The following is a 12,026-nucleotide window of genomic DNA, read 5'->3' as shown; positions in this document are numbered from 1 at the left end:
GCAACTTACACACTGGGCCCTCTGACCTGCTAATTAGCTGTCGGGGTGGCGGGATTTGAACCCACGACCTCTTCGTCCCGAACGAAGCGCGCTGCCAAGCTGCGCTACACCCCGATGTCCACCGGACTCCCGGCGACATCGATTACTTTAGCCCACCGGCGGCCGGAGGCGAAATCCGGTTTCTCCGGTGCTGGAACCACCCCGCCACGTTCGGCCGGAGGTGGTCCACGGCGGTGATCAGGACGCCCAGGGCGGCGAACAGGAGACCGAGGGCGAGGGACTGGGTGAGGGCGCCGGCGTAGCCGTACGTGTCGACGTCGAGGAACGGGTACGGGTAGCGGGCCGGGGCGCCGGGGGAGAGCAGGGCTCCGCGGATCAGGGCGAGGCCCAGGTAGGCCGCGGGGGCCGACAGCCACAGCGGGATGTGGGACAGGCGCAGGGTCCGGGGCGCGGTGAGCAGGAGCCAGTCCGCGGCGACGGCCAGAGGGGTCACCGTGTGGAGCAGGAGGCTCGCGGCGATGGACCAGCCGGTCTCCGGGGCCGGGCTGCTCCGGGTGGCGCTCAGCGGGGAGCCGCCGTAGTTCACCAGCACCAGGTGGTACATCAGGCCGGTGATCGCGGCGAGCAGGAGTACCCCGCCCGACAGCCGCGGCGACAGCGGCGGACCGCCCCGCCAGGAACGTACGGCCGACCACCCGAAAGCCGCCGCGACCAGGAGGTTCGCCAGGACCGTGAAGTGGATCAGCGTCGGTGGCCTGTACCCGGTCGCCAGGGCGATGACCGGGCCCGCGGCCGCTGCCCCGCCCGCAAGGACACGCAGCGCCGTGACCCGGGGGCGGCGGGGCCCGGCGGGGTTCGGGAGCACCTCTGCCGCCCGGGGGCGGGGAAGCAGAGCGGGCCGGGGCGCGGTCATGATTCGTACCGTAAGCGGGTGGGAGGGCCCCCGCGATTCGTCATCTGCCGTGTTGCGGCCGCCGCGAGTGAAGGCGCCCCTCCTCGCTCAGGCCTTCGGGGTCGGTGTCAGCCCCCGCTCAGGCCTTCGGGGCCGGTGCCAGCCCCCGCTCAGGCCTTCGGGGCCGGTGCCAGCCCCTGCTCAGGCCTTCGGGGTCAGTGTCAGCAGGGTGACCTCGGGGGGGCAGGCGAAGCGGACCGGGGTGTAGCGGTTGGTGCCGCAGCCCGCGGATACGTGGAGGTAGGCGCGCCGGTCGCCGACCGTGTGGCTGGACAGGCCCTTGACCCGGTCGGTGTCCAGGTCGCAGTTGGTGACCAGCGCCCCGTAGAACGGGATGCACAGCTGGCCGCCGTGCGTGTGGCCCGCCAGGATCAGGGGGTAGCCGTCGGCCGTGAAGGCGTCCAGGGAGCGCAGGTACGGGGCGTGGACCACGCCGATGGAGAGGTCGGCGCCGCTCGTAGGGCCGCCCTGGACCTCGGCGTAGCGGTCGCGCTTGATGTGCGGGTCGTCCAGGCCGGTGAACGCCAGCTCCAGGCCGTCGAGCTTGAGCCGGCCCCGCGTGTTCGACAGGTTCAGCCAGCCCGCCTCGTCGAAGGCGTCGCGCATCGGCTCCCACGGGTTGTGGGCGACGCCGACCGCGGGGGCGTTGCCGTTGAGGCCGTGCTTGCCCCGGGCCTTCTCCAGGAGATAGCGGGCCGGGTTGCGCAGCTTGGGGCCGTAGTAGTCGTTGGAGCCGAAGACGTACACCCCCGGGAACTCCATCAGCGGGCCGAGCGCGTCGAGCACCTCGGGCACGGCCTCCGGGTCCGAGAGGTTGTCTCCGGTGTTCACGACGAAGTCGGGGCGCAGCCCGGCGAGTGACTGGAGCCAGGCGCGCTTCTTGCGCTGACCGCTCACCATGTGGATGTCGGAGACCTGGAGCACGCGCAACGGGCGTGCCCCGTGCGGGAGTACGGGAACGGTGACCCGTCGCAGGCGGAACGAGCGGGCCTCGAATCCGGCGGCGTAGGCGAGTCCGGCGGCGCCAACCGCCGCGCCGACTGCCGTGACTTTCAGGGGTACTCCGTAGCGTGCGCGCATGCGCCCATCGTCGCAGAAGCGGCACCGTGAGCGGAAAACCGGTGGGCGGCCCGCGCCCCGCACCTGTCACAATCGCGGCATGACCACGCTCAAGTCCAAGCTCAAGGAAGACCTCCACACGGCCATGAAGGCGCGTGACGAGCTGACCTCGTCCACCCTTCGGCTCACCCTCACCGCGATCACCAAGGAAGAGGTCAGCGGCAAGTCGGCGCGCGAGCTCTCCGACGACGAGGTGCAGAAGGTGATCGCCAAGGAGGCGAAGAAGCGCCGTGAGGCGGCCGAGGCCTTCGCCCAGGGCGGCCGGACCGAGCAGGCGGAGCGGGAGAAGGCGGAGGGCGAACTGCTCGACGGTTATCTGCCCAAGCAGCTCTCCGACGACGAGCTGAACGCGATCGTGTCGTCGGCCGTCGAGGAGGCGAAGGCGGCCGGGGCCGAGGGGCCGCGCGCGATGGGCGCCGTCATGAAGATCGTCAACCCGAAGGTCGCCGGGCTCGCCGAGGGCGGCCGGGTCGCCGCCGCGGTGAAGAAGCTCCTCGCCGGCTGAGGTACGCGGAGAAGAGCGAAGAGAGGGGTGGGCGCCCCGGTCGAGGACCGGGGCGCCCACTCTTTTCCGCTATCTGTACGGGTACGGGTAGGAGTACGGGTCAGGGGCCGTTCTGGCCTCGCCCGCCGCCACCGCCGATCACGCCGTCCGGGAGCCCGATGCCGGGGGTCCGGCCGTTGCCGTTGCCGGGCTTGCCGTCCTCACGGTCATCGTCGTCCCGGTCCCGGTCGCGGTCCCGGTCGCCCTTCTCCTTCTCCTTGTCCTCCTTCTCCTTGCCCCGGGGGACGGAGATCGGGTTGAACCCGGGTGTCTCGGACGCGTCCAGCGCTCCGGTCATCGCGATGCGCCAGATCGGACCGGGCAGGCAGCCGCCGCAGACCTTGGGGTAGTACTGGCCGCCGATGGTGACGCCGAACATCGAGCTCTTCTCGCCGACGTCGTCGCCGACCCACACCGCGGTGGAGAGGTTCGGCGTGTACCCGACGAACCAGGCGTCCTTGCGGTCGTTGGTCGTACCGGTCTTGCCCGCGTTGTCCCGGTCGTTGAGTCCGGCCTGCGTACCGGTGCCGTCCTCCACGACGCCCTTGAGCATCTGGTTGATCGTGTCCGCGGTCTTCTCGCTCATCGCCCGCGAGCAGGACGTCTTCGGCACGGGGATCTTCTTGCCCTGCGGGTCCTTGATGGACTTGATGGCGATCGGCGTGCAGTACGTGCCCCGGTTGGCGAAGGTCGCGTACGCGGACGCCATCGAGAGCGGGGTGCTGTCGACGCTTCCCAGGGTGGCCGCGGGCCGCTCCAGGATCTCCTTGCCGTCACCGCGCTCGTAGCCCACTTTCTTCGCCATGGTCAGCGTCTCGCAGAGCCCGGCCTTCTGCTCCAGCAGCGCGAAGTAGGTGTTGATGGACTTGCCGAGCGCGCTCGTCATGTCCCAGGTGCCCTTCTCGGACTCCAGCTCGTTCACCAGATTCCAGGGCCGGTTTCCGGCGGGCGCTCCGTCGCAGGTCCGGAAGGAGCTCTCCGGCACCGTCAGCTTCCAGTCCGTCGTGAACGTCGTGGCCGGGCTGATGCCCTTCTCCAGCGCCGCCGCCGCGGTGAACGGCTTGAACGTGGAGCCGACCTGGAAGCCGTACGTGCTACCGCCCATCTTGTTGCTGACGGCGAGGTTGAGCACGGTCTCGTTCTGCTTCTGGTCCAGGCCGTACGGGCGGGACTGGCCCATGGAGAGGATCTCGCCGCTGCCCGGCCGGACCTGCACCACGGACGCCGCGAACTTGTCGTCCTTGTTGACCTTCGCGGTGGCGGCCTCGTTCGCAGCCTTCTGGGCGCGCGGGTCCAGCGTCGTCCGGATGGTCAGACCGCCGAGGTTCCAGAGCTTGGCCCGCTCCTCGTCGGTCTTGCCGAAGGCGGGGTCGGTGAGGAGCGTCTTGCGGACGTAGTCGCAGAAGAAGCCGGAGCCGCTGACGGCGGTGATACAGCCGTTCTTCGGCCGGGAGACCTTCAGCTTGACGGGCTTCTCCATGGCCTTGTCGGCCTCGGCCTGCGAGATGCTCTTGACCGCGGCCATCCGCGCCAGGACGACGTTGCGGCGCTTGGTCGCTTCCTCCGCGTCGTTGACCGGGTCGTAGCGGCTCGGCGACTGCACGAGGCCGGCGAGCAGCGCGGCCTCCTCCAGCTTGAGGTCCTTGGCGTGCTTGGAGAAGTAGCGCTGGGACGCGGCCTCGATTCCGTACGCCTGCTGTCCGAAGAACGTGATGTTGAGGTAGTTCTCCAGGATCTTCTTCTTGCCGAGCTCCTCCTCGACCTGGATCGCGTACTTCAGCTCGCGGATCTTGCGGCCGAGCGTCTGCTGCGTGGCCTGGGCGACCTTCTCCGGGTCGTCGCCCGCCTCCTCGACGAAGACGTTCTTCACGTACTGCTGGGTGAGGGTCGACGCGCCCTGCGCGGCCCCGCCCGCCTGCACGTTGCGGTTCATCGCGCGGAGGATGCCCTTGAGGTCGACCGCACCGTGCTCGTAGAAGCGGGAGTCCTCGATCGCGATGATCGCGTCCTGCATGTACGGCGAGATTTCCTGGAGCCGGACGACCGTGCGGTCGCGGGAGTACACGGTGGCGATGGTGCCGCCGTCGCGGTCCTGGATCGTGGTCCGCTGACTGAGCGGTGGAGTCTTGAGGTTGGAGGGGATCTCGTCGAATCCTTCGACCGTCCCCTTGGCGGCGAGCCCCAGCGCTCCGGCTGCGGGCAGCGCGATGCCTGCCAGGACAGCTCCGGAGAGCGCGGCGACACCGAGGAACTTGGCGGCCTGCTGGGTCGTGGTGAGACCCCCGCCCGAGCGCTTCTTTGGCATAGGGGGCAGCCTAATCCGTAGTGATGAACGTGTCGCAGGAGCGGGGTCTCTCGGAGCGTTCGCTTACCGGACCGTGACATCTGAGTGGGTCCGCGATATCCGAGTGGGTCCGCCGCCTCCCGGGACGGACCGTCTGCGGCCTCCCGGCGCCTCCCGGCCTCCTGTGACTTCCGGGCCTCCGCGGCTCCCGGCGGGCCGGCGAGAGTGTGTCAGAGACGTCGCGGCGTGGGCGCGCGGGCGCGAAGCAGCCACGTTCCCATTCGCCGGACAGACGGACAGGCCTTGGCCTAAGCTGCTCTCAACTGTCACAGCAGTCCGGTTCCGTATCAAGCCCCCTGCCGCCCCATGCGCGTCTTCTGGTCATTCTTCGCCTGGCCTGCGCGCCATCGCATTGCCCTTCACGCACCCATCGAGGCGCTCCCGAAATCGCCCCGTATGTCGCAAGAAGTCCCTTGCGACTTGAGTGGGCTGTCCCCTTTTCGCGGAGATAGTCGCGCATGTCCTCAGCTCACTCCCCTGGGTGATCTGCCGCATACGCATAGTCCGTTCGGACCATTCAAGATTGGGCCCGAAGGGGGTGTTGTGCTGTCCCCACCTTCCGTAACGTCCTCAACTGGCAGCGGTGAATATGCCGCTACCGCCGTGGGGGAGCCTCGATTCGGGAGAGGACGGCGCCGGCATGGGCTGGGTAACCGACTGGAGTGCGCAGGCAGCCTGCCGCACTACCGATCCGGATGAACTGTTCGTACAAGGGGCAGCGCAGAACAGAGCCAAGGCGGTGTGCACCGGATGTCCGGTGCGGACCGAGTGTCTGGCCGATGCGCTGGACAATCGCGTCGAGTTCGGCGTGTGGGGCGGAATGACGGAGCGGGAGCGCCGCGCACTGCTGCGCCGCCGGCCGACCGTCACGTCCTGGCGCCGACTGCTGGAGACCGCGCGCAGCGAATACGAGCGGTCCACCGGCATTCTGCCCGGAGTCATCGGGCTGGAGGACGAGGAACTGCACGAGACGTACGCCGCCGTGGGGTAGGCGCGGGCACCACGAGGTCCGGGCCCCGCCGCTCGGGAGGGTGTCTACGCCGCTCCGGCCGGAGCCGGGGCTGAACCGCCCGCCAGGCGATCGCCGATGGCCCGGAGGCCCTCCAGGTCGTGTACGTCGCCGGGCAGCGCCGCCACGGCCGTCACCGGCACCTCGGGGTGGAGCGCGGTGAAGCGGTCGCGGGTGCGGTGCTCACGGGCGACGACCTGCATGCGTTCGGCGTGCAGGCGCAGCAGACCCGCCGTCAGTTCCTCGATGCTGATGACGTCGATGACGTCGATGACGTCGATGGCGTCGATGGCGTCGACGGCGCCGATCGCGTCGGCTGTGTCGTCCTCAGGGGCGGTCGCGGTGTTCGCGATGTTCTCGTGGGGCGGTTCGTTCTCCGTCGTGTCCTGGTGCTCGGCTGCGGGCTCGGGGCCGGACGCCTGCCCGTCCTCGGGGGAGAGGAGCGGCTCGGTCGTTCCGGAAGCGGTGACCGCCGGGTCGGGGGCTTCCCGGTCACCAAGGCCAGCTTTCCCGGCCCTCTGATCCACAATGCGGGCGTCGTCAAGATTTTCTGCGGCGGTCAGCGCCTGCTCGGCGGAGAGCCGGGAAGCCTCGCTGCCGTGCACACGGTTGAGGACCAGACCGGCCAGCGGCATGTCCTCGGCGGCCAGCCGTTCCACGAAGTAGGCGGCCTCGCGCAGCGCGTCCTGCTCCGGGGTCGCGACCACGAGGAAGGCCGTGCCGGGCGCCTGGAGCAGCTTGTACGTGGCGTCCGCGCGGCTGCGGAAGCCGCCGAACATGGTGTCCATCGCGGCGACGAACGTCTGGACGTCCCGCAGGAACTGGCCCCCGAGCAGCTTGCCCAGTGTTCCGCTCATCATCGACATACCGACATTGAGGAACTTCATCCCGGCCCGGCCGCCCACCTTCGCGGGTGCCATCAGCAGCCGGATGAACTTCCCGTCGAGGAACGACCCGAGCCGCTTCGGCGCGTCCAGGAAGTCCAGCGCGGAGCGCGAGGGAGGGGTGTCGACGATGATCAGGTCCCACGCGTCGCGGGCCCGCAGCTGCCCGAGCTTCTCCATCGCCATGTACTCCTGCGTACCGGCGAACCCGGCCGACAGGGACTGGTAGAAGGGGTTCTCCAGGATCGCCCGGGCCCGTTCGGCGTCCGCGTGCGCCTCGACGGTCTCGTCGAAGGTCCGCTTCATATCGAGCATCATGGCGTGCAGCTCGCCCTCGCCGTCGATGCCGTCGACCCGCCTGGGCACGTTGTCCAGCCGGTCGATGCCCATGGACTGGGCGAGCCGGCGGGCCGGGTCGATGGTGAGGACGACGACCTTCCGGCCGCGCTCGGCCGCCCGTACGCCGAGGGCGGCGGCGGTCGTGGTCTTGCCGACCCCGCCGGAGCCGCAGCACACGATGATCCGGATGCCCGGGTCGTCCAGCAGCGTGTCCGTGTCCAGCCCGCCGTCCGCCGCCGGATCCGTAGCGGGTGTGTCCGCCGTCATGCGTCCCCCTCTTCGCCCGCGCCCTGCTTGCGGAGTTCCGTGGCCAGGTCGTGCAGCGCGACGAGGTCCACCCCGTCGCCGATCAGCGGGAGCTCCGCCGTCGGCAGGCCGAGCCCGGCCAGCACCGCGCGCTGCTCCCGCTCCAGGCCGACCCGCTCGGCGTGCTGGGCCGCCTGCTCGACCAGGGGGCGTACGAGGGCCGCGGAACCGGTCACTCCGGCCCGGGTCAGCGCCTTGGCGATCTCTTTGCGGCGGCCGCCCGCGGCGGTGCGCAGGGCGTCCTCGTCCAGCAGGTACGGGCGGACCATGTTCACGAAGACGCTGCCCACGGGCAGTTCGGCGGCGCGCAGCTCGGCGATGCCGTCCGCGGTCTCCTGGACCGGCATCTCCTCCAGGAGGGTCACCAGATGGACCGCGGTCTGCGGGGACTTCAGGATCCGCATCACGGCCTGGGCCTGGTTGTGTATGGGGCCGATCCTGGCCAGCCCGGCGACCTCGTCGTTGACGTTCAGGAAGCGGGTGATCCGCCCGGTCGGCGGGGCGTCCATGATCACGTGGTCGTAGACGAACCGGCCCTGCTTGTCCTTGCGGCGTACGGCTTCGCACGCCTTGCCGGTCAGCAGGACGTCCCGCACACCGGGCGCGATGGTCGTGGCGAAGTCGATCGCGCCGAGCTTCTTCAGGGCCCGGCCGGCGCTGCCGAGCTTGTAGAACATCTGGAGGTAGTCGAGGAGCGCGCGTTCGGCGTCGATGGCCAGTGCGTACACCTCGCCGCCGCCCGGCGCGACGGCGATCTTGCGCTCCTCGTAGGGGAGTGCGTCGGAATCGAAGAGCTGGGCGATGCCCTGCCTGCCCTCGACCTCGACGAGGAGGGTGCGCCTGCCCTCGGTCGCGAGGGCGAGCGCGAGGGCGGCGGCGACCGTGGTCTTACCGGTACCGCCCTTGCCGCTGACGACCTGGAACCTGCTCACGTATTCGAGCCTAACCAGTCCGGCCCCGGGCTACGCACGGGACCGTACGTGCCAGGCGTTACAGTCGGGCCCATGACCAAGTGGGAATACGCGACTGTGCCCCTTCTCGTGCATGCGACCAAGCAGATTCTGGACACCTGGGGCGAGGACGGCTGGGAGCTGGTCCAGGTCGTTCCCGGCCCGAACAACCCCGAGCAGCTCGTGGCCTACCTGAAGCGGGAGAAGGCGTAGTGGCGGGCGCCGTCGAGGCGCGGCTCGCCGAGCTCGGCCTGACCCTGCCCGCCGTCGTGCCGCCGCTGGCCTCGTACCAGCCGGCCGTGCGGTCCGGGGTGTACGTGTACACCTCGGGCCAGCTGCCGATGGTGGACGGCAAGCTCGCCGTCACCGGCAAGGTCGGCGCCGAGGTCACACCGGACGAGGCGAAGGAGCTCGCGAAGACCTGCGCGCTCAACGCCCTGGCCGCCGTGAAGTCGGTCGCAGGCGACCTGGACCGGATCAAGCGCGTCGTGAAGGTCGTGGGCTTCGTCGCCTCGGCCTCCGACTTCACCGGACAGCCCGCCGTGATCAACGGCGCCAGCGAGTTGCTGGGCGCGGTCCTCGGCGACAAGGGCGTGCACGCCCGCAGCGCCGTGGGCGTCGCCGTGCTGCCGCTGGACGCACCGGTCGAGGTCGAGGTCCAGGTGGAGCTCGACGACGCCTGAGTGCCTCTGTCCGCTCTCTCTTTCCGACTCTCCGATCCCGCCCGGTCCCGCGACCGGGCGGGATCGTGTGTTTGTACGGGGCAGGCCGGGTCACCGCGACGACCACGGAGCCTCTCGAACATCGGCGCGGTTCCGGATAGCCTCCGGCCATGTCCCAAGGTCAGTGGTACCCCCCGGAATGGCCCGACCGGATCAGGGCCCTCGCCGCCGGTGAGCTGACGGCCGCGGCACCCCGGCGGGCCGCCACCGTGATGCTGCTGCGCGATCCGGGCGGGAAGGGCGGCGCGCCTGGTGGTCCTGTCGTGCACATGTTGCGCCGACGGACCTCCATGGCCTTCGCCGGGGGCGCGTACGCCTATCCGGGTGGCGGAGTCGATCCGCGCGACGACGACCGGCTGATCGGGTGGGCCGGGCCCCCGCTGGAGCACTGGGCCGCCCGGCTCGGCGTGGCGACGGTCACCGAGGCGCAGGCCGTCGTCTGCGCGGCGGTGCGCGAGACGTTCGAGGAGTCGGGCGTCCTCCTCGCCGGGCCGACCGCCGGGACTGTCGTCGGCGATACGACCGGGGAGGACTGGGAGGCAGACCGGGAGGCGCTGGTCGCCCGGGACCTGTCCTTCGCGGAGTTCCTGGACCGGCGTGGCCTCGTGCTGCGCTCGGACCTGCTGGGCGCCTGGGCGCGCTGGATCACCCCGGAGTTCGAACCGCGCCGGTACGACACCTGGTTCTTCGTCGCCGCGCTCCCCGAGGGGCAGCGCACCCGGGACGTCTCCACCGAGGCCGACCGCACGGTGTGGATCGCCCCCGCCGAGGCGGCCCGCCGCTACGACGCGGGCGAGCTGCTGATGATGCCGCCCACCGTGACCACGCTGCGGGCCCTCACGCCGTACAGGACGGCCGCCGAGGTGCTCGGGGCGGCGGACGGGCAGGACCTGGCCCCGGTGCTCGCACAGGCCCGTCTGGAGGGCGGCGAGCTGGTGCTGAGCTGGCCGGGGCACGACGAGTTCACCAAGCACGTGCCCGCGGCGGGGCCGGGGGGTGCCGCGTGAGCGACGCAGCCGCCCTGCCCGGACAGCCGCGCGGAACCGTGGTCTCCGGCTCCGCGACCGCCCGTACGGTCAACGTCCTCGCGCCCAACCCGTCCGCGATGACGCTCGACGGGACGAACACCTGGATCGTGGCCGAGCCCGACTCCGGTCTCGCGGTCGTCATCGATCCCGGGCCGCTCGACGACGTACACCTGCGGGCCGTGATCGGGGCGGTGGAGCGGTCCGGGCGGCGCGTGGGCCTCACGCTGCTCACCCACGGGCACCCCGACCACGCGGAGGGCGCGGGCCGGTTCGCGGAGCTGACGGGGACGAAGGTGCGGGCCCTGGACGCGGCGCTGCGGCTGGGCGACGAGGGTCTCGCGGCGGGCGACGTGATCACCACCGGCGGCCTGGAGCTGCGCGTGGTGCCGACGCCCGGGCACACCGCGGACTCGCTCTCGTTCCATCTGCCCGCCGACCGGGCGGTGCTGACGGGCGACACGATCCTCGGCCGCGGTACGACGGTGGTCGCGCACCCGGACGGGCGGCTCGGCGACTACCTGGATTCGCTCAGGCGGCTGCGGTCGCTGACGGTCGACGACGGCGTCCACACGGTGCTGCCGGGCCACGGGCCGGTCCTGGACGACGCGCAGGGGGCGGTGGAGTTCTACCTGACCCACCGAGCGCACCGGCTCGCCCAGGTGGAGACGGCGGTGGAGGCCGGGCACCGCACGCCGTCGGAGGTGGTGGCGAAGGTGTACGCCGACGTGGACCGCTCCCTGTGGCCGGCCGCCGAACTGTCGGTGCGGGCGCAGCTGGAGTACCTGACCGAGCACGGGCTGATCTAAGGGCTGTCCCGTAGTCCCTGGTGGATCAGCGTGCGGCGTCAGATGCGGTGCATCGCGTGGTGCATCGCAAGGCGGAGGGACGTCCGCATACTGGATGTATTCGGGCGTTCCGACAAGGCGGCGAGGTGCCGTAGCCGTCGTCGCGCGCCCGCCAGGGACTACGGGACAGCCCTTGGCGCCGCGTGAACGGAAGGGCCCCGCACCGACCGGACGTACTCCGGTCGGTGCGGGGCCCTTCGCGTCGGGTCACATCAGTCGCGTACGGGGGCGGGGTCAGCGCGAACGCTTCGCCAGCCGCTCCACGTCCAGCAGGATGACCGCACGGGCCTCAAGGCGCAGCCAGCCGCGGCCCGCGAAGTCCGCGAGCGCCTTGTTGACCGTCTCGCGGGAGGCGCCGACCAGCTGGGCCAGCTCCTCCTGGGTGAGGTCGTGCACGACGTGGATGCCTTCCTCGGACTGGACGCCGAAGCGGCGCGACAGGTCCAGGAGGGCGCGGGCGACACGGCCCGGCACGTCGGAGAAGACCAGATCGGACATCTGGTCGTTGGTCTTGCGCAGCCGTCGGGCGACCGCGCGCAGCAGGGCGGTGGCCACCTCGGGCCGGGCGTTCAGCCAGGGCTGCAGGTCGCCGTGGCCGAGGCCGAGGAGCTTGACCTCGGTCAGTGCGGAGGCGGTCGCCGTACGGGGGCCCGGGTCGAAGAGCGACAGCTCCCCGATCAGCTCGCCGGGACCGAGCACGGCCAGCATGTTCTCGCGCCCGTCGGGCGAGGTGCGGTGGAGCTTCACCTTGCCCTCGGTGACCACGTACAGGCGGTCACCCTGGTCGCCCTCGTGGAACAGCGCGTCTCCGCGCGCGAGGGTCACCTCACTCATCGAGGCGCGGAGCTCCGCGGCCTGCTCATCATCGAGCGCCGCGAAAAGCGGGGCGCGCCGCAGAACGTCGTCCACGAGTTCTCTCCTTGTCGGCCTGTTCAGGGAACCGTGGTCCCCATCATGCCGGACGGCAAAACAGTGCGATCAATC

At 70.8% G+C, this 12,026-nt stretch carries 12 protein-coding genes and 1 tRNA gene; 6 read left to right on the top strand and 7 right to left on the bottom strand.

The genetic code is table 11. The annotated features are described in order from the left end of the window. Nucleotides 1-40: 40 nt before the first annotated feature. The 3 genes from B9S58_RS37170 to B9S58_RS37160 all read right to left on the bottom strand — a co-directional run bounded on the left by B9S58_RS37170 (nt 41) and on the right by B9S58_RS37160 (nt 2,032). A tRNA-Pro gene (locus B9S58_RS37170) sits at nt 41-114 on the bottom strand. 28 nt (nt 115-142) lie between these two features. Further along, entirely contained in the window at nt 143-913 is a 771-nt protein-coding gene (locus B9S58_RS37165; RefSeq protein ID WP_103536234.1) for a Pr6Pr family membrane protein, read from the bottom strand. A 180-nt stretch (nt 914-1,093) separates the two neighbouring features. Beyond that, on the bottom strand, nt 1,094-2,032 hold the full coding sequence (locus tag B9S58_RS37160) for a metallophosphoesterase (RefSeq protein ID WP_103536233.1): 939 nt from the start codon (nt 2,030-2,032) through the stop codon (nt 1,094-1,096). Nucleotides 2,033-2,111: 79 nt separating this feature from the next. Between B9S58_RS37160 and B9S58_RS37155 the strand changes: the two genes are divergently transcribed. Further along, entirely contained in the window at nt 2,112-2,576 is a 465-nt protein-coding gene (locus B9S58_RS37155; RefSeq protein ID WP_103536232.1) for a GatB/YqeY domain-containing protein, read from the top strand. A gap of 100 nt (nt 2,577-2,676) precedes the next feature. Here the strand turns inward: B9S58_RS37155 and B9S58_RS37150 are convergent, their stop codons facing one another. Then, nucleotides 2,677-4,920 (bottom strand): transglycosylase domain-containing protein, encoded by a 2,244-nt coding sequence (locus B9S58_RS37150; RefSeq protein WP_103536231.1) that lies wholly within the window; start codon nt 4,918-4,920, stop codon nt 2,677-2,679. Nucleotides 4,921-5,599: 679 nt separating this feature from the next. Between B9S58_RS37150 and B9S58_RS37140 the strand changes: the two genes are divergently transcribed. Beyond that, nucleotides 5,600-5,950 carry a WhiB family transcriptional regulator gene (locus B9S58_RS37140; protein ID WP_006126397.1) on the top strand — a complete coding sequence of 117 codons (351 nt, stop codon included), beginning with the start codon at nt 5,600-5,602 and terminating at the stop codon, nt 5,948-5,950. Between the two features lie 44 nt (nt 5,951-5,994). Here the strand turns inward: B9S58_RS37140 and B9S58_RS37135 are convergent, their stop codons facing one another. After that, on the bottom strand, nt 5,995-7,458 hold the full coding sequence (locus tag B9S58_RS37135) for an ArsA family ATPase (RefSeq protein WP_103536230.1): 1,464 nt from the start codon (nt 7,456-7,458) through the stop codon (nt 5,995-5,997). Then, the gene (locus tag B9S58_RS37130) at nt 7,455-8,429 is read right to left on the bottom strand and encodes an ArsA-related P-loop ATPase (RefSeq protein ID WP_103536229.1); all 975 of its coding nucleotides are present in this window, start codon (nt 8,427-8,429) and stop codon (nt 7,455-7,457) included. The genes B9S58_RS37135 and B9S58_RS37130 overlap by 4 nt, the downstream gene beginning before the upstream one ends. Nucleotides 8,430-8,501: 72 nt before the next feature. Here B9S58_RS37130 and B9S58_RS37125 point away from each other — a divergent pair, with 72 nt between their 5' ends. The 4 genes from B9S58_RS37125 (at nt 8,502) to B9S58_RS37110 (ending at nt 11,003) form a co-directional block, all read left to right on the top strand. Next, complete coding sequence (locus tag B9S58_RS37125; RefSeq protein WP_003967454.1) at nt 8,502-8,660, top strand: DUF4177 domain-containing protein; 159 nt, start codon at nt 8,502-8,504, stop codon at nt 8,658-8,660. Beyond that, nucleotides 8,660-9,130 (top strand): RidA family protein, encoded by a 471-nt coding sequence (locus B9S58_RS37120; protein WP_007450324.1) that lies wholly within the window; start codon nt 8,660-8,662, stop codon nt 9,128-9,130. Before B9S58_RS37125 ends, B9S58_RS37120 begins: the two co-directional genes overlap by 1 nt. Before the next feature lie 149 nt (nt 9,131-9,279). Further along, the gene (locus B9S58_RS37115) at nt 9,280-10,176 is read left to right on the top strand and encodes an NUDIX hydrolase (RefSeq protein ID WP_103536228.1); all 897 of its coding nucleotides are present in this window, start codon (nt 9,280-9,282) and stop codon (nt 10,174-10,176) included. Further along, entirely contained in the window at nt 10,173-11,003 is an 831-nt protein-coding gene (locus B9S58_RS37110) for an MBL fold metallo-hydrolase (protein ID WP_103536227.1), read from the top strand. The genes B9S58_RS37115 and B9S58_RS37110 overlap by 4 nt, the downstream gene beginning before the upstream one ends. Nucleotides 11,004-11,276: 273 nt before the next feature. On the opposite strand, the gene B9S58_RS37105 is transcribed toward B9S58_RS37110, so the two are convergent. After that, complete coding sequence (locus tag B9S58_RS37105) at nt 11,277-11,951, bottom strand: Crp/Fnr family transcriptional regulator (protein ID WP_003967450.1); 675 nt, start codon at nt 11,949-11,951, stop codon at nt 11,277-11,279. Nucleotides 11,952-12,026 lie beyond the last annotated feature (75 nt).

This window comes from Streptomyces sp. SM11 (assembly GCF_002910905.1).
GTDB lineage: Bacteria > Actinomycetota > Actinomycetes > Streptomycetales > Streptomycetaceae > Streptomyces.
This window is presented reverse-complemented; position numbering and strand designations above follow the sequence as displayed.